Source organism: Planomonospora sp. ID91781 (assembly GCF_015711595.1).
GTDB classification, from domain to species: domain Bacteria; phylum Actinomycetota; class Actinomycetes; order Streptosporangiales; family Streptosporangiaceae; genus Planomonospora; species Planomonospora parontospora.
This window is the reverse complement of the sequence record NZ_JABTEY010000004.1, coordinates 30,584-51,420: the sequence shown is the minus strand read 5'-3', so window position 1 is coordinate 51,420 and position 20,837 is coordinate 30,584. Positions and strand designations below refer to the sequence as shown.

General features: G+C 73.3%; 22 protein-coding genes. 4 read left to right on the top strand and 18 right to left on the bottom strand.

Annotated elements, in window-relative coordinates; translation table 11 throughout:
• Positions 1 to 18 precede the first annotated feature (18 nt).
• Positions 19 to 1,020 (top strand): UDP-glucose 4-epimerase GalE, encoded by a 1,002-nt coding sequence (gene galE / locus HS048_RS34205; protein WP_196469998.1) that lies wholly within the window; start codon positions 19 to 21, stop codon positions 1,018 to 1,020.
• Positions 1,021 to 1,395: 375 nt separating this feature from the next.
• Here the strand turns inward: galE and HS048_RS34200 are convergent, their stop codons facing one another.
• From HS048_RS34200 to HS048_RS34180, 5 genes are all read right to left on the bottom strand, one after another.
• Entirely contained in the window at positions 1,396 to 2,661 is a 1,266-nt protein-coding gene (locus HS048_RS34200) for an MFS transporter (protein WP_196469997.1), read from the bottom strand.
• Positions 2,662 to 2,794: 133 nt separating this feature from the next.
• On the bottom strand, positions 2,795 to 3,490 hold the full coding sequence (locus HS048_RS34195; protein WP_196469996.1) for a bifunctional 2-polyprenyl-6-hydroxyphenol methylase/3-demethylubiquinol 3-O-methyltransferase UbiG: 696 nt from the start codon (positions 3,488 to 3,490) through the stop codon (positions 2,795 to 2,797).
• On the bottom strand, positions 3,487 to 5,409 hold the full coding sequence (locus tag HS048_RS39015; protein WP_196469995.1) for an ABC transporter ATP-binding protein: 1,923 nt from the start codon (positions 5,407 to 5,409) through the stop codon (positions 3,487 to 3,489). Before HS048_RS39015 ends, HS048_RS34195 begins: the two co-directional genes overlap by 4 nt.
• Positions 5,410 to 5,826: 417 nt before the next feature.
• A complete protein-coding gene (locus tag HS048_RS34185; protein ID WP_196469994.1) occupies positions 5,827 to 7,476 on the bottom strand; it encodes a PEP/pyruvate-binding domain-containing protein in 1,650 nt (549 codons plus the stop codon).
• A complete protein-coding gene (locus HS048_RS34180; RefSeq protein WP_196469993.1) occupies positions 7,473 to 8,294 on the bottom strand; it encodes a hypothetical protein in 822 nt (273 codons plus the stop codon). Before HS048_RS34180 ends, HS048_RS34185 begins: the two co-directional genes overlap by 4 nt.
• Positions 8,295 to 8,466: 172 nt before the next feature.
• On the opposite strand from HS048_RS34180, the gene HS048_RS34175 reads away from it, so the two are divergent.
• Positions 8,467 to 8,961 (top strand): NUDIX domain-containing protein, encoded by a 495-nt coding sequence (locus tag HS048_RS34175; protein ID WP_196469992.1) that lies wholly within the window; start codon positions 8,467 to 8,469, stop codon positions 8,959 to 8,961.
• A gap of 87 nt (positions 8,962 to 9,048) precedes the next feature.
• On the opposite strand, the gene HS048_RS34170 is transcribed toward HS048_RS34175, so the two are convergent.
• The 13 genes from HS048_RS34170 to HS048_RS34110 form a co-directional block, all read right to left on the bottom strand.
• Positions 9,049 to 9,744 (bottom strand): PolC-type DNA polymerase III, encoded by a 696-nt coding sequence (locus HS048_RS34170; RefSeq protein ID WP_196469991.1) that lies wholly within the window; start codon positions 9,742 to 9,744, stop codon positions 9,049 to 9,051.
• Complete coding sequence (locus HS048_RS34165; RefSeq protein WP_196469990.1) at positions 9,723 to 10,832, bottom strand: DegT/DnrJ/EryC1/StrS aminotransferase family protein; 1,110 nt, start codon at positions 10,830 to 10,832, stop codon at positions 9,723 to 9,725. The genes HS048_RS34170 and HS048_RS34165 overlap by 22 nt, the downstream gene beginning before the upstream one ends.
• Positions 10,829 to 11,863 (bottom strand): radical SAM protein, encoded by a 1,035-nt coding sequence (locus HS048_RS34160; protein WP_196469989.1) that lies wholly within the window; start codon positions 11,861 to 11,863, stop codon positions 10,829 to 10,831. The genes HS048_RS34165 and HS048_RS34160 overlap by 4 nt, the downstream gene beginning before the upstream one ends.
• Entirely contained in the window at positions 11,856 to 12,560 is a 705-nt protein-coding gene (locus HS048_RS34155) for a thymidylate kinase (RefSeq protein ID WP_196469988.1), read from the bottom strand. Before HS048_RS34155 ends, HS048_RS34160 begins: the two co-directional genes overlap by 8 nt.
• Positions 12,557 to 13,219, bottom strand: a complete 663-nt coding sequence (gene folE, locus HS048_RS34150; protein ID WP_307832745.1) for a GTP cyclohydrolase I — start codon at positions 13,217 to 13,219, stop codon at positions 12,557 to 12,559. Before folE ends, HS048_RS34155 begins: the two co-directional genes overlap by 4 nt.
• On the bottom strand, positions 13,216 to 14,040 hold the full coding sequence (locus HS048_RS34145) for a WbqC family protein (RefSeq protein ID WP_230882572.1): 825 nt from the start codon (positions 14,038 to 14,040) through the stop codon (positions 13,216 to 13,218). The genes folE and HS048_RS34145 overlap by 4 nt, the downstream gene beginning before the upstream one ends.
• A gap of 2 nt (positions 14,041 to 14,042) precedes the next feature.
• Complete coding sequence (locus HS048_RS34140) at positions 14,043 to 14,741, bottom strand: PIG-L deacetylase family protein (protein ID WP_196469987.1); 699 nt, start codon at positions 14,739 to 14,741, stop codon at positions 14,043 to 14,045.
• 73 nt (positions 14,742 to 14,814) lie between these two features.
• A complete protein-coding gene (locus HS048_RS34135; RefSeq protein ID WP_196469986.1) occupies positions 14,815 to 16,002 on the bottom strand; it encodes a glycosyltransferase in 1,188 nt (395 codons plus the stop codon).
• Positions 15,996 to 16,616: a phosphoribosyltransferase gene (locus HS048_RS34130; protein ID WP_196469985.1), complete on the bottom strand. Its 621-nt coding sequence runs from the start codon at positions 16,614 to 16,616 to the stop codon at positions 15,996 to 15,998. Before HS048_RS34130 ends, HS048_RS34135 begins: the two co-directional genes overlap by 7 nt.
• Before the next feature lie 61 nt (positions 16,617 to 16,677).
• Positions 16,678 to 17,403 (bottom strand): 7-carboxy-7-deazaguanine synthase QueE, encoded by a 726-nt coding sequence (locus HS048_RS34125; protein ID WP_230882570.1) that lies wholly within the window; start codon positions 17,401 to 17,403, stop codon positions 16,678 to 16,680.
• Positions 17,400 to 17,882: a 6-carboxytetrahydropterin synthase gene (locus tag HS048_RS34120; RefSeq protein ID WP_196469984.1), complete on the bottom strand. Its 483-nt coding sequence runs from the start codon at positions 17,880 to 17,882 to the stop codon at positions 17,400 to 17,402. Before HS048_RS34120 ends, HS048_RS34125 begins: the two co-directional genes overlap by 4 nt.
• A 27-nt stretch (positions 17,883 to 17,909) precedes the next feature.
• Positions 17,910 to 18,512, bottom strand: coding sequence for an ATP-binding protein (locus HS048_RS34115; protein WP_196469983.1), 603 nt, complete (start codon positions 18,510 to 18,512; stop codon positions 17,910 to 17,912).
• On the bottom strand, positions 18,509 to 18,916 hold the full coding sequence (locus tag HS048_RS34110) for a recombinase family protein (RefSeq protein ID WP_196469982.1): 408 nt from the start codon (positions 18,914 to 18,916) through the stop codon (positions 18,509 to 18,511). The genes HS048_RS34115 and HS048_RS34110 overlap by 4 nt, the downstream gene beginning before the upstream one ends.
• A 173-nt stretch (positions 18,917 to 19,089) precedes the next feature.
• Here HS048_RS34110 and HS048_RS34105 point away from each other — a divergent pair, with 173 nt between their 5' ends.
• Both HS048_RS34105 and HS048_RS34100 read left to right on the top strand, forming a co-directional pair.
• Positions 19,090 to 20,172, top strand: a complete 1,083-nt coding sequence (locus HS048_RS34105; RefSeq protein WP_230882569.1) for a helix-turn-helix domain-containing protein — start codon at positions 19,090 to 19,092, stop codon at positions 20,170 to 20,172.
• Positions 20,169 to 20,837, top strand: a complete 669-nt coding sequence (locus HS048_RS34100) for a YdcF family protein (protein WP_196469980.1) — start codon at positions 20,169 to 20,171, stop codon at positions 20,835 to 20,837. The genes HS048_RS34105 and HS048_RS34100 overlap by 4 nt, the downstream gene beginning before the upstream one ends.

The following is a 20,837-nucleotide window of genomic DNA, read 5'->3' as shown; positions in this document are numbered from 1 at the left end:
CGGAAGGGAACGACTGCGATGAAGGTACTGATCTCCGGCGGCGCCGGGTACATCGGCAGCACCATCGCCTCGGCCTGCCTGGACGACGGGATCACCCCCGTCGTCGTCGACAACCTCATCACCGGCCGCCGGGAGTTCACCGCCGGCCGCGCCTTCTACGAGGGCGACATCGCCGACGGCGCGCTGATCGACCGCGTCTTCACCGAGCACCCCGACATCGCCGCGGTCGTGCACTGCGCCGCGCTGATCGTCGTGCCCGACTCGGTCGCCGACCCGGTCGGCTACTACCGGGCCAACGTCGCCGCGAGTCTCGACTTCGTCTCCCACCTGCTGCGCAACGGCTGCCAGCGGATGATCTTCAGCTCGTCCGGGTCGATCTACGAGCCGGGTGCGGATTTCAGCGTCGATGAGGACTCGGCCATCGCCCCGCAGAGCCCGTACGCGCGCACCAAGGCCGTCTGCGAGGCCATGTTCGCCGACATCGCCGCCGCCACGTCCCTGCGGGTGCTGTCGCTGCGCTACTTCAACCCGATCGGCGCCGACCCTGCCCTGCGCACCGGCCTGCAACTGCGCCGCCCCAGCCACGCGCTCGGCAAGCTGATCGAAGCGCACGAGACGGGAGCGGCCTTCCGCGTCACCGGGACCGACTATCCCACCCGTGACGGCTCGGGCATCCGCGACTACATCCACGTCTGGGACCTGGCCGCCGCGCACGTCGCTGCGCTGCGCGCCTTCGATGAGGTCCTGTCCGGGCAGAGGCGGCACCATGTGATCAACCTGGGCACCGGCACGGGCACCACCGTGACCGAGCTGGCCGACGCCTTCAACGCCGTGGTCGCCCCTCCGGTCGCGGTCGTCGAGGCGCCGCGCCGTCCCGGCGACGTGGTCGGTGCCTACACCCGCAGCGACCGCGCCGCCCGGCTGCTCGGCTGGAAGACGCAGTACTCGATCGCCGACGGGATCCGCGATTCGCTGCGGTGGGCGAAGGTCCGCGACGAGCTGCTCGGCGATCAGCCATGACGGCTTGCCCCTGATCGCGTCGTCGGCACCGCCTCCGCTTCGGCCTGCGCAGCGTGCCGATGGCTAGGTGGCGACGGATTCCTTGTCGCGCTGGCCAGTTACTGGACCCACACGGCCGCCCTTCCGGGACTAGCGCACGCCCCGCATCTGCGCGACCGCCGCGAGTACTCCCGGCAGGCGACGATCGGCTGGCTCCAACGCCGCTGGGCATGACCTCACCCGCCGCAATGCGCTGAGACGGCGCCACCCCGTCTACGCCCAACCGCTTGGCGAGGCGTAGACCGGGGGAGCCGGACCCGCAGGCGGCCGGCTCGCCCCGTAGCGCGCGTTCTGGCTCATCACGGTCATGGTCGCGGCACCTGAAACGATCATCTCCTAATCGAGGGGAACCGGACAGGGGGATGTGGCCGAGGCCGGGCCGGAGCCGGGGGTCGCGTGCCGTACGTCGCGGACGCAGGCGGCGACGGCGGCCCCGCTCAGGGCCAGGGCGGCGCAGCCCCACAGCACCGGCCGCACTCCGGCCAGCTCCGATAACGGGCCGGCGAGGGCGTAGCTGACCGGCGTGAGCAGGGTGCCGAGCGCCGCCGTGGTGGCGAGGATCCGGCTCAGTTGAACGTCGGGGATCGTCCGCTGGAGGAAACTCGTCCAGGTCACGAGTTGGATCGTCCCGGCGGCGCCGGTCGCTCCGGCGGCCGCCGCGATCACCGGCAGCGGCGCCCCGGCGGCCAGACTCACCAGCAGCAGCCCTTCGGGGATCGCGGCCGCGCAGACGACGACGCCGACCCGGGCCGGGCGCGCCAGCAGCGCGGTCACCGAGCCGGTGATCAGTCCGAGCCCGATTGAGGAGTTGATCAGCCCCCAGCTGATGGCGCCGTCCAGATACTGCACGGTGTAGATCGGCCCCAGCACCGTCAGGGCGGCCCAGCACGCCGAGGTGATCATGCTCAGCATGGTGAGCACCCACAGCCAGCGGCGGCTGGTGAACGCCGTCCAGCCCTCGGTCAGGTCCGTCCAGAACCGCCGACGCCGTGCACGGTCAATGGGAGGAAGCCGTAGCGTGCGAAACACCACGGCGGCGACGGCATACGTGAAGGCGTCCCAGGCCAGCACCCAGTGCGCCCCGCCGACCGCGATCACGAGCCCGGCCAGGGCGGGCCCGCCGATGGCGACCAGGTTGCTGCCGATCTGGATCAGGGCGTTCGCCTCGACCAGCGCCTCGGGGGCCACCAGGCTGGCCAGCACGCTCTTCATCGCCGGCTGGAAACAGGCCGCGGTGGCGCCCGCGATCACTCCCAGTCCGGCCAGCGCCGCCACCGTGGCGGTCCCGGTGGCCACCAGCACCGCCGCCACCGTCTGCAGGCAGGCGTTGGCGACCTGCGCCGCGATGATGATCCTCTTGCGGGGCAGCCGGTCGGCCAGCACCCCGGCCACCGGTGTCACCGCGAGGAACGCCAGGAGTTCGGCCAGCAGGACACAGCTGAGAGCTCCGGCGCCGCCCCCTCCGGCGATCACCGCGAAAGCCAGCCCGAGCGGGGCGACCGTCGTGCCCAAGGTCGACGACAGGCGGGCCGCGGCGTAGCGGCGGTAGGGCGCGTTGCTGCGCAGCAGCTCCACCGAACTGGCCAGACGCCGGGGGATCACGCGCTCCTCCACGACCGGAGTGAACGGCCCGCCGCACCGCGCCGGTGGGCTACAAGGACGGCAGCCGACCCAGCGGGGCCGTGCGGCGACCGCACCGGCCGGTGGTCCGCCGCGGGTGCGACGGTGTGTGCGGTCATCGCGGCTCCCGGGTGGCGCGGATCAGACAGCAGGAGGTCGGATCGCCGTCGGTCTGGCTGTCGAGGCGGTCGATGACGATGCCGGTGAAGCCGTGCTCGGCGAGCAGGCGCCGCCACAGCTGGGGTGCGAGCACCCACCGGTACACCGTCTCCGGTTCACCGCCGCCGAGCTGCAGCCGCTGCGGTGACGGCTCCACCACCTGTGACGGCCCGTCGCCGAGGTAGTTGGTGTGCAGCACCGAGGCCACCAGCAGGCCGCCCGGCCGCAGCGCCGCGAAGACGGCTGGAAGCAGGAGATCCGGTGAGGTGAAGCAGAGCGCCCCGTGCACGCTGACGATCACGTCGAAGTCCCCGGCATGCTGCAGGTAGTCGACGGCATCGGCGTGCACCAGCGTCAACCCGAGGAGCGTGCCGTAGGCGGCGACGGCGCGCTCGTACTGGCTCGGTGAGCTCTCGACGCCGGTGACGCAGGCGTGATGGTCGCGGGCCAGGTGGGCGGCGTAGCGGCCGGTGCCGCAGCCCACCTCCAGTACTCGGCGGCCGGTCAGCGGCCCGAGTACCGCGGTGCCGGGCCCGGGGTTGCCGAAGCCCCAGGCGATGGTGTCCGGGACCGGTACGGCCGTCCTCTGGGCCAGGTGATGGCGGCCGTAGCGGTCCCACGCTCGGCCGTTGGCCACTCGAGGTTCACTCATCGCGCCGCGTCCTCCTGCGCCGCGGGCGTCATGCGATCTTGCTGCAGGAGCCACAGGTCGCGGAACAGCCCCGGCCGGGCCGTCAGCTCGGTGAACGTCCCCTGCGCGGTGACGCGGCCGCCCTCCATGACGACGATCCGGTCGGCGACCGCGGTGTTGGCCAGGTTGTGGGTGACCAGCACGACCGCCCGGTCTTTCGCGAGCGTGCGCAGCCCGGTGAAGATCAGGTGCTCGGCGCGCGCGTCGAGGTCGGAGGTCGGCTCGTCCATCACCAGCAGACCGGCGTCGCGGTGGATCGCGCGGGCGACCGCGATGCGCTGCCACTGACCCGAGGACAGGGCCTGGCCGTTCCACCATTCCCGCGCCAGCAGCGTGCCCAGGCCGCTGCGCAGCACCGTGATCACCGCATCCGCGCCGCTGGCGGCCGCCGCGCGGTGCACGGCCGCATCCCCGTCCGGTTGGGGCTGGCCGAGGGTGATGTTCTCCCGGGCGGTCATCGGCCAGCGGGCGAACTCCTGTGGCACGACCGCGCACTCCTTCCACAGCGCGTACGGGTCCAGATCCCGGGTGCTGATCCCGTCCCAGGTGACCACCCCGGCCGTGGGCAGGTTGAGGCCGCACAAAAGTTTCATCAGGGTGGTCTTGCCGGAGCCGTTCTCGCCGACCACGGCGACGATCTCGCCCTGGCGGACCTCGAAGTCCACCTCGCGCAAGGTGTCGGACTCGGCCTCGGGGTAGCGGTAGGTGACCTGGTGCAGGGCGACCTGCCGGGGCCGGTCCGGGGTGAGGGCGCCGCGGTCCAGGCGCTGCCCGGCGGCCTCGTCGATGAAGGACTCCCAGTCGTCCATGTAGCGGCCGGTGCGCATCAGGTCGGCGCCGTAGCCGACGATGCCGTGCAGGCCGCCGGAGGCCGAGCGCAGCGCGAACACCAGCGTGCCGGCGGCGGCCGCGCCGATGTGCCCGGTGCCCAGCAGCACCATCACCCCGGCCCACATCAGGGCGGCGGCCAGACCGCTGACGGCCGAGCCAACAACGCTGATCTTGGCGCGCTGCCAGGTGGCCTCATCGACGGTGCGGTCCACCCGGACGCCGCTGGCCCGGTACTTGTCCAGCAGGTAGGAGGCCAGGGTGTCGGTGCGGATCTGGTCGGCCTGGTCCTTGTGGGACAGGTACCAGCGCAGCATGTTCAGCATCCGCCGGTCGCGGAACGTGCGCAGCGTCGCCAGGTAGGTGACGCGCTCGCCCGCGACGGACGCCATTGCCTGCGGCAGGGCGGTCAGCACCAGCAGCGGCAGCAGGACCGGCGCCAGCGCACCGACGACCACGGCCGCGGCGATCAGCGTGGCCGCCGAGGAGACCAGGTTCTGCGACTCGCCGATCATGTCCCGGCTGACCTCGACGCCCCGGTCGGCCTTGTCGTAGCGGTCATCGAATCCGGGGTGGTCGTAGGCGGCCATCTCCGCGCCGGTGGCCGCATGCAGCATGCGGTATTCGGCCTCCCGGGCGATCCGCGGCCCCAGCCGGTTCGACAACCCCTGGATCGCGATGCCCAGGATCGCGCGCAGCCCGGCTGCTCCGGCCAGCATCAGCACGGACGGCAGGGCCGTAGTCAGGTGCGCGGGATCGCTGGCGGACTGGATCAGCGCGCTGAGCGCCGCGGTGGTGGCGAACAGGCCGAGTGCCTCCAGCAGGCCGGAGATCACCTGGCAGGCCAGCAGGGCGATCGTCGAGCGCCGGTCCACGGCCCAGGCCAGGGCGAAGGAGCGGCGCACCAGTTTGGGCAGGCGGCTGATCAAGCTGCGCCAGGTCAGGTGCCGGGCCAGCTCGGCGCTGTCGCCGCCGTTGTAGACGAACTCCAGCTCTTCGCTGTGCGGTCGGGGGGTGGCGTCGGTGTCGGTGACGGCGGTCTGGTCAGCCACGTCGGCGGCTCCTGTTCAAGGCCGGGGACACCTCGCGTGTCGGCTCGGCGGGCGGGGCGAGGCGTCCTGATCGAGGGGAGAAGCTGGAAGCGTGTGGTGCCTGGCGCGGGGCAGGAGCCGGCGGAGGGAAGCGGCCGACGTCCTGGCGGTGCCCGGTCGGCGTACGTGGCGCGCCACCTCCCCCCGATGTGACGGACGGCTTTCACTTGTGAGCTTTCCGTGACGATCCCAGACGCCACTGACAGTTACGCCACCGGGCGCGACCGGTTCCTGCGAACCGGTCCGGTGGCTGCGCCGCTCGCGGTCTTCCCGGCTGCCAGAAGCACGGTGTGCGCGGGCGTGCCGGGGCAGGGCGCCGATCATCGTGGCGGGCGCAGGAGCGGGCCGGACCGCTACCAGAGGGTTCAGGTGTGCGGGTCATCGGGGTGTCTCCCCGGGGGGTGGATCGGTGGCGCGGCCCAGCAGGACCGTGCCGTCCGGGCCGAGGACCACGACGCGGGCAGGCAGTGGTGCGTCCCGCGGCCAGGCCAACCGGCCCATCCCGGGCAGGGAGATGTCGCGGTATCCCTCCGGCAGGCCGGGCAGCGGTGTGTCGGATCCCAGGCGCAGCAGCCCGGCCGGGGCCGCCCCGGGCGTGGCCGCCGGCTCGGTGAACCAGGCCGGCAGGCGGGCGACATCCGCCGTGGTGGGCTCGCACAGCAGCAGGGTCGCGGCCCGGCCGTCGCCGGGTGGGGTGGCCGGTGGGGAGGTGACCAGGACGGCGCTGTCGCGCAGGTCGGTGCCGTCAGCGGCCGGGGTCGTGCCGGAGGTGGCCGGGGTGACGGTTCCCGCGGTGCCATCGACAAGGAGGCGGGTTCCCGGGCCGATGGTGGCCAGGGCATCGGTGACGGCGGTGACGCAGGGGATGCCGAACTCGCGGGCCAGGATCGCGGTGTGGGACAGCGGGCCGCCGGTGGCGGCGACGATCGCGCTGGGCCCATGGTGCAGCAGGTGCACGGTCTGGGGGCCGAGTGCCTGGCAGATGAGGACCGCGCCGGTGACGGCCTGCGGGTCCAAGGCGTGGGCGGCGGCCGGTTCCAGGTGCAGCGCCGGGCCGGTGCCGGTGCCCGGCACGGCCGCGATCCCCTCCCAGCCCGGCCCGATGCCGGACGTCTGGCCGGGGGCGGGCGGCAGCGGGGCGGTCAGCGGGCGGGCTTGGACCAGGTGCAGGCCGCCGCGGGTCAGCGCCCATTCGACGTCGATGCGATCCCAGCCCAGCGCCGCGGCAGCACGGGAGCCGACCGTGATCAGGGTGTGGACCTGCTCGGCGGTCAGGACCGGCCGGTCGGCCCATGCGGCCGGCCGGTGCAGGTGGACGAGGCCGTCGCCGGACAGGTGCACCTTGGCCCGGTGGAGGGCGCCGTCGGCGTCGTGCAGAGTGGTCCACTCTCCGGGGGGAAGCCGGAGTTCTGCGGCCGTGCCGGGCAGCGCGATCACGCTCTGCCCGCACGGGCGGGGCGGGGCCGGGGGCGGGCCGGTGTGGATCTCCCCGGTCTGCCGTCCGCTGACCAGCGGTTCGGCCAGGCCGTGGACGGCTTCGACGCGCCAGCGCGCCGGGGCGTCATCTCGTTCGATGGCCAGGACGCCGGAGGCGTACGGGCGTAGCGCGGGCTGGACGAGCACGGCCATCGCCTGTGAGCAGGCGACGCCGCGGGCGCGGGCGTAGGCGGCTGCGCCTGCGGCGGAGGTACGGACCCGGTGCAGGGCGGCCAGGAGCGGTGCGGGTTCGGCGGGGGTGAAGACGGAGGTGTGCAGGCCGGCGAAGGAGGCGAGCGTCCCGTCTTCGTGCGGGGCCGAGGAGCGGGCGATCAGCCCGTACGGCGCGCGCCCGGCCGCCCAGGACAGGATCGCGGCGAGTACGTCGGGAAGGTCACCGGTGCTTGTAGAGGTGGGAAGGATGACGCCGTCCGGGACCGGCAGGCCCGCGTGGCGCAGGCGGGCCAGGGCGGCGGCCTTGCCGCCGCAGGAGGCCGGGTCGTCGGCGTCGGCCAGGGCGATGAGGGGGCAGGCGGCGGGAGGGGTGGTCATCGGGCGGCTCCGCTGCAGGTCAGGTCGGCCACGGTCAGCCGGGTGGGATCGGTGCCGGTCAGGGCGGCCCACCGGGGGACGGCGGCCAGGTAGCGGTCACGCAGCTCGGCGCGGCGTTCCTCGCTGTCGGCGGCCCACCGGCTGAGGGTGATCACGAGCCGGGCCGCGGTGAGGCGGGAGGCGTCTCCGGCGGCGGCCAAGGTCAGGGCCAGTGCCCAGGCGTCGGCGGCCTGTAGGGCCCGCTGGCGGGCGGCGGGCGCCTCGGTCGCGGACGGTGTGGGGCCGGGGGACAGGTGGGTGGTCAGCAGCCGCCCGGGAGCGGTCGGCGTCATCAGGGCCGAGCCGCACGCCGACGCTGCGGCCGGGCCGCCTAGCAGGTCGGTCAGGAGGTTCTGCCAGGCGGTCTCGGGCAGCAGCCAGTTGACGATGTGGGTCGACATCACCTCCAGCAGGTGGCCGGTGGCCTCGGTCAGCGCCGCCGATGCCGCGGTCGGGTCACCGGCCTCCAGCGCCGCCTCCAGTCCGTGCAGGGCGGTGGCGGTGCGGGCGCGGGCCCCTTCGGTGCGGGTGATCAGGTCGGCGGCGTAGACCGGATCATTCAGGCGGGCGTGCCAGGCGCCGACCAGGTGCTGGTGGACGGTCTCGTCGATGTCCACGATGCCGGGGCGGCGCAGCCGCCCGTAGGGGGCCGGCTCGTCCATCAGGGCCTGGGGCCAGGCGATCAGGGAGCGCGTGTACAGCTCCCATTCCAGGAGCGTGCCGGTGGGGCGGGTGTGTTCGTAGTCAGCGGTGCGGGTGCCGTTCCAGATCTCGTCCATACGGGTGTCCTTCCGGCGGGGTCGTGCTCGCGGGATGGGGGCGGACAGGGCAGGCAGGGACCGGTTTCGCCGCATCGCCGGTCGGCCCGGGGAGCGGTGTGTCAGGCTCGGACGTCTGGGGCCGGTGGGCCTCATGTGAGGGGTGCGAGCCGAGACGAAGGAGAGAGCGCAGATGATCAAAGAGGCCACCGCGAGCGCGTTCGTGCTGCGCCGTACCGAGCGCGGGGAGGTGGAGATCGCGCTGGTGTGGCATCCGCGGATGGAGGAGTGGATGGCCGCCGGTGGGCATGTGGAGGCCGAGGAGAACCCGGCCGAGGCCGCGCTCCGGGAGATCCGGGAGGAGACCGGCCTGGTGACGCAGCTGATCCCTGCGCCGGCCGTCGCGCTGCCCGCGGGCTTCCCGCACACCGCGGTGGCGGCGCCCTGGTGGATCGTGGAGATGAACGCCGGACCCGACAATCACACCGCCGTCCCGCACGTCCACGTCGACAACGTGTTCCTGGCCTGGGCCGCGGACAGTACGCCGGTGCAGGAGGCCGACCACCGGGTGCGCTGGTTCACCCGCAGCGGGCTCGGTGAGGCCGACGCCGTCGCCGAGGACTCGCGGCTGCAGGCCAAGGAAGTGCTCGAGCTGATCGCCTCCGGTCACGTGGTCCTCCCGCAGTAGGGGGTGCGCGTCCCGATCCCCGCCGTCCTCACCCGCAGGCGGCCCGCCATCGAGGGGGGAGGCCTCCCGTGGGTGAGGGCCGCGGGATCAGAAGAGTCCTTCCTGGGCGCCTTCGGCGGCGGGCAGCCGTTTGGGCGGCAGGCCGGCGGCGGCGTCCATCGCGTGCAGGGTGGTCCACCGGCGCGCGGTGGTGTTCTCGGCCAGCATGCGCCGCAGCACCTGCGCGGTGGCCTCCACGTCGGGCATCGCCCGGTGCCGGTCGGCCGGGATCGGGATGCGCAGGTAGCGCAGCAGCGCGTCCAGACTGTGGGAGGACAGCTCCGGGTAGATGAGGCGGGCTAGGCGGACGGTGTCCAGCAGCGGGACGGCCGCCAGCGCCGGGCAGTACGCGCCCTGGTGGGCGATCAGCCCGGCTTCGGTCGCGGCGTGGTGGGCGATGAGCCGGTACGGCGGCGCGGTCAGCAGGGCGTCCAGGGCGGCCATGACGTGCTCGGGTCCGGTCGCCTGCGCCAGCATGGCGGCGGTGATGCCGGTCTGGCGCACATCGAAGTCGGTCACCGGCACCTCGCGCGGCGGCCGGATCAGCGCCTGAAACCGCCAGACCTCCACCAGTTCGCCGTTCTTGGCCTCCAACGCCAGGGCCGCGACCTCGGTCGGTGCCGGCGGGCGACCGGCCGGGGTCAGCGCCTCGAAGTCGATGACCAGGTAGGTGTGGCGGGCAAAATCCGGATCGGCGGCCAGCCCCGCCCCGCCCGGCGGGGTCAGGTGCTCTGCTCGGTCCATGCCAGGGCCTCTTTCTGGATGATCCGCGCGTAGGCGCGCAGATCGGCTTCGGTGTCCTTGGCGCCCACCACCACGGCGAGCAGCCGGTCGAGCCGGTCGGCGGCGGCCGGGCAGGGCGCCGGGTCCAGCAGCCGGCAGGCCGGGTGGAGCGGGGCGGCGCACAGCCCGAACGTGCCGACGCTGTTGGGCACTCCAGCATCGGCCAGGCGGCGGGCGAACGCGCGGGGTTCGGGCAGGGTGATGGACCACAGCGGGCTGTAGCCGTTGGGCTCCTCCCCCGGCCCGGGGCCGATCACGTCCAGGCCGGGCAGGTCACCGACGCATTCGATCAGGGCGGCGGACTGGGCGCGGCGGCGGGCCAGCGCCGCCGGAAAGCCGGGCAGCTGGTGGCGGGCCACGGCGGCCGACAGCTCCGGCAGCCGGTAGTTGCGGCCCAGACGGCTGCGCGCGGGCATCCCGGGCGCGCCGACGGCCCAGTGGGTGCGGTAGGCCGCCGCTCGGGCGGCGATGATCGGATCGCCGGTGAGCAGGTAGCCGCCCTCACCGGCGGCGTAGAGTTTGCCGTCCTTGAGGCTGAAGCAGCCGACGTCGCCGACGGTCCCGGCCGCCTGCCCGTGATGGACACTGCCCTGGGCCTGGCAGGCGTCCTCGATCACCATCAGCCGGTGGTGGCGGGCCAGCGCGACCAGCTCACCGAGACCGTCGCAGCGGCCGTACAGGTGCACCGGCACGATCGCCCGGCTGCGCGCAGAGACCTTGGCGGACAGGTCGGCCAGGTCGAGGCCGCCGCCGACAGCGGCGTCGACGAACACCGGATGCGCGCCCGCTTCTACGATCGCGGCGACCGTCATCATCACGGTGGCCGCAGGGAGGAGCACCTCGTCACCGGCGCCGATACCGCAGGCGACCAGGGCGGTGTGCAGGGCGGCGGTTCCGGAGCTGACCGCGACCGCGTGCGCCGCTCCGAACGCGGCCGCCAGTTCGCCCTCCAGTGCGGCCGTCTCGGCCTGGGCGGCCGGGTCGGGCATCCGCTCCAGCACCGGCTGCAGCACCGCGGCGTCCACCGGCGGTGGTGGGGGCGGGATCATGCGGCACCCGTCGGGGTGAGGAGGCGGTCGAAGCCCATCAGCGGCCACATGTTCACGCAGTCGACGGAGAACAGGCCGCAGTCGGCTGCGCACCCGGTGGGGGTGAACAGGTCGGTGGCGGTGGCGTCGACGATGCTGCGCCGCCGCTCGGCCGGGGTGGCGGTGATCTTCAGCGAGGACGGGCAGTCCCACACCGATCCGTCCGGTTCGACGAAGAACAGGGTGGTGCCGCCGAAGCAGCGTTTCACTCGCCCGGTCGGCTGCCTCACCGCGGCGGCGACGCGCCCGGGGTAGGAGGCCGGCGGCAGCCGCAGCGGCAGGCGGGCGCCGTACAGGGCGGTGAAGCGTTCGGTGAGCTCGGCCGCATGCGCACCGTTCAGCGACAGCTCGCCGTGCAGGGCGTGATCGCCGCTCAGGGCGATTGGCTGGGGGACGGCGTAGTCGCAGCCGAGCTCGGCGGCCAGGGCCGGCACCGCGGTGATGTCGGGCAGGTTCCGGCGGGTGATGACGCTGTAGAGGCCGACCTTGGGCCCGGCCGCGCCGCAGGCCGCCCGGGCGGCCAGCAGCGCCGTGACCCCGTCGATGACCTGCCGCCAGCCGTCGCGGCCGTTGCGGGCGGGCCGCCAGGTGTCGTTGTAGACGGGGTCGGCGGAGTCCAGCGACACCGACACCGCATCGACGCCCCGCTCCAGCAGGCCGGCGACGAGGTCGGGGCGGTTCAGCGGGATCCCGTTGGTGCAGACGACCACCTGGACGCCGGTGTTCTTGACGGCCGCGATCACGTCCAGGATCGGCGGCCAGATCAGCGGCTCCCCGCCGGCCAGGAACACCCGCTGCACGGGCGAGTCCTTCAAGGTGGCGGTGAAGGCGAGGATCTGCTCGAGCGGCAGGTCGCTGCGCGACAGGTGCGACAGCGCACCGGCCGCGGCGGGCGGCAGCGTCCGGTGCTCTTCGACCGTGCCGAAGTAGCAGTAGCGGCAGCCGAGGTTACAGGGGCTGCGCAGCCCCCACAGCAGGGTCACCTCACGCATGCGGGATCGTCTCCTTCACCTCCGCCGCGGTGAGCGCGACGGCGCCGGTACGGATGTCGATGACGGTGCGGCACGCCTCAATGATCATCGCGACCAGGTCGGCCTCGGCGTGGTCGCGCCGGTCCAGCAGCAGGATCTGCTGCGAGTGGGCGGCGGCGAAGTGCTCATACAGCCGGGCCGCGCGCCGCATCAGGGTGCGCTCGTCGGTGCGCGCCGGCCGGCCGATCCGCTGCTCGAACCGGGCCAGGCAGCGGGCCGGGTCGTCGGCCAGCAGCACGGTCACGTCCGGCAGCGGCCGCCAGGCGCCGATCATGCCCAGCAGGTCGCCGGCGAGGCGCAGGGCGCGCTCGTCGTCGCCGTCCGGCGTCAAGATCGCCGCCTGGTAGAGGGCGACGGTGTGCGGGCCGCGGTCTTCCAGCACGAGCCGGCCGGGCCCGATGTCGCCGAGGTGCTCGTGCCGGTGGACCTGCAAGGCCATCAGCAGCAGCGTCTCGGTGCGCGGCCGGCCGGTGCGCAGGAACAGGTCGCCGCCCTGGTGCAGGGCGGCGATGATACGGCCGGGCAGGGCCTCGGGCGGGGCGTCGGGCAGCTCGACCAGCGGCACGCACCGCTCGCCCAGCGCGGCGGCCACCTGCCGGGCCAGGTGGGTCTTACCGACGCCGTTGGGCCCTTCGACGCTCACCCACGCGGCCGTCACCGGGTTCTCCCGGCGTGTACCGCGGTGTGCAGCCGCTCGGCCAGCGCCGTGTCGGTGCGCAGGCGGCCGAGCAGGCACAGGGTGTCGGTGCGGGCGCCGTCGTCGCGCACCCCGCGCATGCTCATGCACAGGTGCTCGCCGGTCATCCAGACGCCGACGTCGGCGCTGCCGCACACCTCGGCGACCGTCGCCGCGACCTGGCTGGTCAGGCGTTCCTGCAGCTGCAGCCGGTGGGCGTGCAGCTGAAGGATCCGCCCGAGTTTCGACAACCCCAGGACCTGGCCGTGCGGGATGACGGCGACGGCGGCCTCCACCCGAAACGGCAGCAGGTGGTGCTCGCACAGCGACCACGCCGTCAGGCCCCGCACCAGCACGTACTGCTCCCCGCGCGCCTCGTGGCCGAAGACGGTCGCGATCCGGCCGGGGTCATAGTCGAGGAACTCACGCCACCAGGCGGCCACCCGGCGCGGCGTCTCTTGAAGGCCCTCGCGGTCGGGGTCTTCGCCCAGCAGCACCAGCAGGTGGCGCGTGTGCGCTTCGACGGCGGCCAGATCGACCGGCGGCCGCGGAGGCGTCAGCGGCGTGGGCAGCGCGCCCGCGGGATCGGGGGGATCGGGGGGATCGGCCGGTGGGGGCGGGTGGATCCCGTTGACGCTCACGGGTGCACCTCCGGCCAGGTGTGCAGGCGGGCTCCGGACAACAGCAGGTCGCGGGCGCCGGGGCCGTGGTGCAGCAGCGCGTCCAGCGCCGACAGCGGCACGGCCCGGCCGGTGCGGGGGTTGATCGCCGAGCCTCCGCTCGTCGGAGGTGGCTGGTAGGTGGCGACCTCCACGCGGATGTCGGCGTCCTTCAGGAGGGCGGCGTCCAGGTAGGAGGTGCCACCGGTCCCGACGCGCAGCACCCGGGCACCGGTCTGCCGGCACAGGTCGGTCAGCAGCGCGGTCTTGCGCCCGGCCACCGGCAACGTGCTGGCGCGCACCAGCGTCACCGGCAGGCCGAACCCGTCCAGCAGCAGCCGCAGCAGCGCCTCGTCGATGTCGATGAGGTACTCCCAGCGCCGGGCGTAGACCTCCTGCAGGCGGTCCCTCCAGTCCGGCCAGTACGGGGCGCGGCCGTAGCGCTCGGTCAGGGCGCGCCAGTGCCGGGCCCGCCAGGCGTCTTGGGTGAGGTGCACCTGGTGCAGGGACTGGCCGAAGTCGTGGCGGACCGGAACGGTCAGCAGGTGCGCGCTGCCGTGCGGGCCGCGGATGTAGTTGCGGTTCTGCCAGCCGCCCTTGGTGAACTGCACCTGGTCCAGCACCACCAGGCGCGTGACGTCGGTCAGGCGCGACAGGTATCCCATCCAGGGCAGGAACGCGGGCTGGTGCGCGACCAGGACGTCGGAACGGGCCGGTGCGGCCAGGGCGGCCGGGGCCATCGGAGCCGCCGCGGCGGGGGAGGGGACCGGCGGGCCGGAGACGGGCAGGTCGGAGACGGCCATGCTCACACTTCCATCCGGTAGATCGCGAACCGTTCGGCGGTGCCGACCCCGCAGGCGGCGCCGGCCGCCTCGTCCAGCGCGCGGATCTTGGCCACGCTGCGCGGATGCGGGGCGTCGCGGACCTGGCTGGCGTGGCACCGCAGCGCTTTCTCCTTGACCGCCCAGGCGGCGGTGGTGTCCACCAGCAGCGGCCGGTGATCGGCCGCCTGCCAGGCCCGGTCCTCGGGGCCGTCGTAGCCGAGCACGATCCGCGGGACGGGCCGCAGCCGCCGGTCCCCGGGCCGGGCCGCGGCCAGCGCCGCCCGGTGCACCGCCTGGTGGTCTTGATGGTGGGCGCCGTGCGCGGGCAGCAGCAACGCGTCCGGGGCGCTGGTGCGCAGCGACGGGCCCGCACCGGATTCGATCAGCGTGATCAGGTCGGGAAGGAACGCACCCGGGTTGCGGGCGTGATCGGTGTCGGTCCAGGCGATCGCCCGGCCGCGCACGCCGAGCGCGTCGCAGGCGTCGGTGAACTCCGCGGCCCGCACCCGGGCATCGGAGGTGCCGCCGTACATGGGCAGACTGGTGCAGGTGATGGCCAGCACGTCGACGGTGACGCCGGCGTCGGCCAGGGCGGCGATGGTGCCGCCGGGCCCGAAGCTTTCGTCATCGGGGTGGACCGCGACGACGAGTGCGCGGTCACCAGGGGACAGGCCGAACATGGTGGTGCCCTCCTCTTGTCCGTGGAAGGGACGACGGGGCCGGGGGACGTTTCCCCACGACAGATGCGATCGTTCAGCGGGGCGGGGGAACCGGCAGGGCGCCCTCGGCCGGGCGGCCGGGGCGCGGCGGGGCGCTCGCGGCGGCGGCCAGCAGCGCCTCGGCCGCCGCGGCCGGGGTGTAGGCGGCGACCTGGCCGGGGGCGGCCGTTGCCGCCGCGTGGTAGGCGCGGGCGTCCTTCAGCAGCGCATCCGTGGCCTCCCACAGCGCCTCCGCGCCGTGGGGCAGCGGCACCATGCGGCCGGCCGGGCCGGCCAGCAGCGGGACGTTGCCGAAATCGAAGGAGATCACCGGGGTGCCGACCGACAGGGCTTCGGCGGCGGTGAAGCAGAACGTCTCCGGTTCGATCGAGGAGATGATCGTCACCGCGGCTCCGGCCAGATACCCGGGGACCTGCCGCCAGCCCAGCGCCGGCCGGATCGTGACCAGGCCGGGCCGGCGCGCGGCCGCGGCCCGGCACGCGGCGATGACGTCGGCCTGCATGCCCGGCCAGAACTCGAAATCAGCCTCGGCCAACACGAGCTCGATCGGGCGGTTCCAGTCAGGGGGGATCGCGTCGACGAGCTCGGCCAGTCCCTTGGCGGGTTCGACGCGGGAGACGACGCGCACCGGCCCGTCGCGGCGCAGCATCTCCCGTCCCGCGCTCGGCACCGGGCGCGGCGTCATCAGCAGCGCATTGGGCACCGTGCGCCAGCGGGTGGTGTCCCACCCCGCCTCGACGCCTTCCTGCGCCAGGTAGGTACTGGCCGGGCAGACGACACTGGCGGCGGCCAGCGCCCGATGCCAGCGCTCGTCCCGGGCGGGCCGGACCTTGTGCACCATGAGCGCGCTGCGCACCCCCGGCGGGGCGGCGTCCAGATATCCCAGCCCCCACAGCGTGTCGCCCCAGCAGACCAGGTCGACCGCGTGCTCGGTGAGCAGCGCGGCGACCTCGGTGACCACCGGAGCCGGATCGGCCAGCGCGGCGAGCACGTCGTTGTTGGTCGCCGGTCGCGGCAGCTGCACCGAGGCCAGGCGGATCAGGCCCGGCTCGGCGGCGTCACCGGCCTGCGCCGGACCGGCCGCCAGCACCAGCGCCTCATGACCGAGCTGGCGCACGCCCTCGATGAGGGCGGCCAGACTGCGCTCGATACCGGAGGGGTGATCAGGCCGGAAACTCAGCAGGCAGAACGCGATCGTCAAGGGACGGCCCTGGCTCAGCATGCGCGCTGCCTCGTCCGCACGCCGGCCGGTGCCGTCAGCGGCTCGGTGGCGGCACCGGCGGGGTCGTTCCACGGGAAGACCACCCAGTCGCGGGTGTCGAACACCCACGCGTCCGGTCCCGCCCCCTCCTGCAGGTCACAGCTGGCGGCGTTGCGGCACAGCACCACGGTGCGCACGCCGGCCGGGCGGAGGTGCTGCCGCAGCAACGGCGCCAGGACGTCCAGCGTCGCGCCGGTGCCGCAGATGTCGTCGGCCACCAGCACCCGGCTGCCCGAGGCCACCTGCTGCAGCCCGGCGCATTCGACGATGTCGACGCACCCGGTGGCCTCGACCTTCAGGCCGTCGTCGTGGTTGTGGCGCAGGGTGATGGTGACCACGGGGACGCCCAGCAGGCGGCCCAGCGCCTGGCCGAGCGGCACGCCCCCGCGGGCGATGGCGACCACGACGGTGGGCCGGTGCGGTCGCTCGTGTTCGGCCAGCAGCCGGGCAGCGGCGGCGAAGGCCTCCGGCTCCAGCCGCCAGATGCGCTCATGATCGAAGACGCGCTGCCGGACCGGCGGCGCCGCAGCACCACGGACAGACGCGAGAGGGCTGGTGGGGGGAGTGGCGGGCACGGTGGCAATCCCTTCTGAGGACGGACGAAACCACGAGAACGCGAAGACATACAAGGGGCGGTCACCGGCCGCGTTCGTCTCCCCACAACACGACGTGGGTGCGCAGCGACAGCGACCATCCGCGGGCGATCACCTCCTCGGCCAGGAGCCGGGCCCGGGTGATGACCTGCTCGCCGGTGGTGCCCTCCGGCATCACCCACACCTCGCCCAGGCCGAATCGCCGCTGCAGCTGCTCGATCTCCTCCAGGTCGCTCACCGCGGCGGCGACGAACTTGAACACCGCCCGCCCGCTGGCCGCCAACACCTCCAGCGCCTCGGCGACGATGCGTTTGCCCTCCGGCAGGTGCGCGTTGGTGAGCTTGGGCGAGACGTTGAATCCCACCCCGTCGACCAGCAGCCGCGGATGCGGCAGCACGGTGCCGTTGGTCTCGATCTCCACCCGGCGTCCGGCCCCTGTCAGCGTCCCCACCAGCGGGACCAGTTCCTCCTGCTGGAGCAGCGGCTCCCCGCCGGTGATGACGACCAGGCCCACGCCGCTGTCCAGCGCCCAGGCGGTGACGTCGTCGACCGTCATGCGCATGGTCTCGGCCCGCAGGTCGAACCGGGAGGTGTCCCAGGTGAACGGGGTGTCGCAGAAACCGCACGACAGGTTGCACCGCGACAGCCGCACGAACACCGCAGGCACCCCGCTGCTTGGCCCCTCACCTTGAAGGGTGGGGCCGAACCGCTCGGCGACCAGCAGGGTCTGCCGTCCCGCGGTGCCCGGGGCCGTCATCAGGCCGGTCATGGCCGCATCACCGTGCAGGTCGCCGACGTCTTGGCGGTCTCCTTGACCGTGACCGCGACCAAGCGGCCCGGGACGGCCGGCTCCACGTGCTCCAGGAACCAGCGCGCCAGGTGCACCGCCAGCAGCTCCGAGGTCGGCTCCACCGCCAGCACCGCGTTCAGGTCGCGGTGGTCGAGGTGGTCGGCGATGTAGGTGGCGAACGGCTCCAGCTCACCGAAGTCGGTGACGAACCCCGGCCCGGTCAGCGCCTGCGCGGTCAGCCGCACCTCCACCTGGTAGCTGTGCCCGTGGGCGCGGCCGCACTTGTGGCCGTCGGGCAGCCCGTTGAGGCGGTGGCCGGCCTCGAAGCCGAACCATTTGCTGATCTCGAGCTGGAAGCCGCTCGTAGCCTGGTCGGGGCGCTCCGGCCCGAGCAGGGGCTGAGGACCGGAGGATCTCGGCCCGGTCGGCTGATCGGTGCTGGTGTCGAGCACGGTCATCGTCTCCTTCGCTGTCACAAGGGGGGATCACACGCTCGCCGGGCATGCGCCGGTCCCGGTCCGAATGCATCGCTGCCGCTGCTGGGCGCGCGGCACGCGCCGGTGCGCACCGGCGGCGACCGGGCCGGTGACCGGCAGCCGCGCAGCGTCGCCCGTCCACTCGGCCGCTACCCGCCGGTCTTCCTCCTGCAGCTCGGGCAAGGCCATGAGCTGACCGGCGCCCACCGCCGCGGGGAACTTGAACCGCACCCACACGGCCTTGCCGTCCTGGCCGAGGTCGTCCAGGCCCCACTGCTCGGACAGCTCCTCCACGATCAGCAGGCCGCGCCCGCAGGAGTCGGTGTCGGCCGGGCGGCGCAGCCGCGGGCGGCGCGGGCTGTGGTCGTGCACCGCGACCTGGGCGAAACCGTCACCAACGGCGGCCGTCACCGCGAAACCGTGCCCGGGGACATGGCCGTGGGTCAGCGCGTTGGCCGCCAGTTCCGTGACGCACACCGCGGCGTCCTCAACGCTTTCGGCCGCCAGGCCCCACCCGGTGAGCACGGCGGTGACAAAACGCCGGGCCTCCGGCGCCGATTCGGGTACGGCGGGGAAGTCTCGCGTGACCGGATGCACCGCGTACGCCCTCATGCGTCGACTTCCGCGGCGGCGGCCGGTTCGATGCGGCGGAGCAGCCGGCCGCCGTGCGTTCCGGCGGAGCGGTCGGCACCGCGAACCAGCAGCAGCCGCGCCCCCCGCTGGACGATCTCCTTGCGCCGCTCCTGAGCGGTCGCTCGCGGCCCCAGATGGGACAGGGCCGGCACGACCACCCCGTAGCTGCCAGGCAGCGCCAGCGCGTCCAGCAGGCCGGTGAACGCCGGTGAGGCGGGACTTCGCTCGGTGAACACCCCGGCCAGCGACAGCTCATGCTGGTGGCAGTACTCGGCCAGCGCCTCGCGCAACGCGCGTACCCGGACGATCGAGGCATGCATCGGCCGCAGATAGCCGTAGACGACCGGGCCGGGCACCGGGAGCTGCTCGGTCAGGAAATCCATGATCATAACCGCCCTACGGAATCCACAACAGCGGAGAAAGCCGTTCGCGTACGTCTTTGAGCCTGACCGGGATCGCAGTACCGGGAAATGGGCCGGTGTTGTACTTCCGTTGCACTTTCGTTCTCCCGCCCGCGGCCGGCGTGCTTCGATGAATGCGCGGAAAGGAGCAAGACGTGGCGACCGTGCAGCAATGGAGCGGCCTGGAAGCCCGTGCGTTGCGCCAGGCGCTGCGCATGAGCGTCCGCGCCTTCGCCGGTCATCTCGGCGTCGCGGTCGCCACCGTGTCCAAATGGGAGCGCCTGGGGGCCGGCACCCAGCCCCGGCCCGACACCCAGGCCATCTTGGACACCGCGCTCGCCCGCTCCGACGCCAGCGTCCACCTGCGCTTCGAGACCCTGCTGTCCGAAACCGGCCGACCCGCCGCCGCCGGCGGCCTGGCGGCCGCCAGCCCGCGCATGTGGGACTACGAGAGCTGGACCGACGACCTCGAGCGGACCGTGGCCGCCCTCAGCCGCCAGGACTTCCCTTTCGCCTCCCACCTGCTGCACCGGTGGCTGGCGCGGTGGAAACCCGGCGAATTGGACGACAAAGGCTTATACCTTTTCGCGCGGTCCACCGCTCTGCTCGGTGACCTGCAGCGCGATCAGGGCATTATTTTCGGACCGCTATCGGCCCGCCGTTCCTACGCGGGCGCCCGCTCGATATTCACCCAGCTCGACATTCCCCGCCGCGTCGCCCAACTGGACCTGTCCCTGGCCGTGGTCGCCGAGATGTCCAGCGAACTCGACGCCGCCGCTCACCACTACGAAACCCTCGCCGTCGACGACCGGCTCAGCGGCCGGGACCGGGCCCGCGCCCGGCTATGGGTGGGAACCGCGCTGAGCAAGCACGGCCACCACGACTACGCCCTGCGCGTCATGACCGCCGCGATCCGTGAATTCGACCAGCTCGGCGAGGCCGAGGACTGGTCGGTCGCCCACCAGAAACTCGCCCTGGCCCACCGCGGCGCCGGCGAGCTGACCAAAGCGCTGCAGCTCATCGACATCGCCCGCACCACCGCCGCCACCGACGCCCCCATGCAGCGGGTACGCCTGGAGACCGCCTACGGGCACATCCTGCTGTCGGACCCGGCCACCGCCAATGATGGACTGACCGTCCTCGATCACGCCGCCGACGCGGCCACGAAGTACGGTCTGGTGCACCAGCTGCGCAGCATCGAGGACATCCGGCAGACGGCGACCAAGGAGCGAGCATGACCGACACCCAGCAGGCCATCACCGACGAGCAGTGGCGCCAGGCCAAGCTCATCTGGGACTACCACCAGATGCGCCACACCCTGCGGCCGTGCGATGCGGCGATCGGCCTGGGCAGCCACGACCTCGGCGTGGCCGCGTTCGCCGCCCAGCTGTACCACGACGGCCTGTTCCCGCACCTGGTCTTCACCGGCGGCAACAGCCCCACCACCGCGGCCCGCTTCCCCCGCGGCGAGGCCGTGCACTTTCGCGAGCACGCCCTGAGTCTCGGCGTGCCGGACACGGCGATCCTGCTGGAGCCCCACGCCTCCAACACCGGCGCCAACATCACCCTGTCCCGCGAGCTGCTGGCCGACGCCGGAATCCACCCGGCCTCGGTGCTGCTGATCTCCAAGCCGTACATGGAGCGCCGCTCGTTCGCCACCGCCCGCCGGCTGTGGCCCGACGTCGAGATCGTGTGCGCCTCCGAGCCGCTGGCGCTCGACGACTACGTCAAGGCCATCGGCGACGACAAACTCGTCATCGACATGCTCGTCGGCGACCTGCAGCGCATCATCGAATACCCCAAGCTCGGCTTCGCCATCCCCCAAGACGTCCCGGAGGTCGTGCATGCCGCCTACGAGGCTCTCCTTCGCGCCGGTTTCGACAGCAGGCTCCTGGCTCCCTGA

Excerpts from the sequence above, each read along its gene's own strand:
- galE (WP_196469998.1), top strand. The coding sequence starts at position 19 with ATGAAGGTACTGATCTCCGGCGGCGCCGGGTACATCGGCAGCACCATC.
- HS048_RS34195 (WP_196469996.1), bottom strand. The coding sequence starts at position 3,490 with ATGAGTGAACCTCGAGTGGCCAACGGCCGAGCGTGGGACCGCTACGGC.
- HS048_RS34185 (WP_196469994.1), bottom strand. The coding sequence starts at position 7,476 with ATGACCACCCCTCCCGCCGCCTGCCCCCTCATCGCCCTGGCCGACGCC.
- HS048_RS34180 (WP_196469993.1), bottom strand. The coding sequence starts at position 8,294 with ATGGACGAGATCTGGAACGGCACCCGCACCGCTGACTACGAACACACC.
- HS048_RS34175 (WP_196469992.1), top strand. The coding sequence starts at position 8,467 with ATGATCAAAGAGGCCACCGCGAGCGCGTTCGTGCTGCGCCGTACCGAG.
- HS048_RS34170 (WP_196469991.1), bottom strand. The coding sequence starts at position 9,744 with ATGGACCGAGCAGAGCACCTGACCCCGCCGGGCGGGGCGGGGCTGGCC.
- HS048_RS34165 (WP_196469990.1), bottom strand. The coding sequence starts at position 10,832 with ATGATCCCGCCCCCACCACCGCCGGTGGACGCCGCGGTGCTGCAGCCG.
- HS048_RS34160 (WP_196469989.1), bottom strand. The coding sequence starts at position 11,863 with ATGCGTGAGGTGACCCTGCTGTGGGGGCTGCGCAGCCCCTGTAACCTC.
- HS048_RS34145 (WP_230882572.1), bottom strand. The coding sequence starts at position 14,040 with ATGGCCGTCTCCGACCTGCCCGTCTCCGGCCCGCCGGTCCCCTCCCCC.
- HS048_RS34140 (WP_196469987.1), bottom strand. The coding sequence starts at position 14,741 with ATGTTCGGCCTGTCCCCTGGTGACCGCGCACTCGTCGTCGCGGTCCAC.
- HS048_RS34135 (WP_196469986.1), bottom strand. The coding sequence starts at position 16,002 with ATGCTGAGCCAGGGCCGTCCCTTGACGATCGCGTTCTGCCTGCTGAGT.
- HS048_RS34125 (WP_230882570.1), bottom strand. The coding sequence starts at position 17,403 with ATGACCGGCCTGATGACGGCCCCGGGCACCGCGGGACGGCAGACCCTG.
- HS048_RS34120 (WP_196469984.1), bottom strand. The coding sequence starts at position 17,882 with ATGACCGTGCTCGACACCAGCACCGATCAGCCGACCGGGCCGAGATCC.
- HS048_RS34115 (WP_196469983.1), bottom strand. The coding sequence starts at position 18,512 with ATGAGGGCGTACGCGGTGCATCCGGTCACGCGAGACTTCCCCGCCGTA.
- HS048_RS34110 (WP_196469982.1), bottom strand. The coding sequence starts at position 18,916 with ATGGATTTCCTGACCGAGCAGCTCCCGGTGCCCGGCCCGGTCGTCTAC.
- HS048_RS34100 (WP_196469980.1), top strand. The coding sequence starts at position 20,169 with ATGACCGACACCCAGCAGGCCATCACCGACGAGCAGTGGCGCCAGGCC.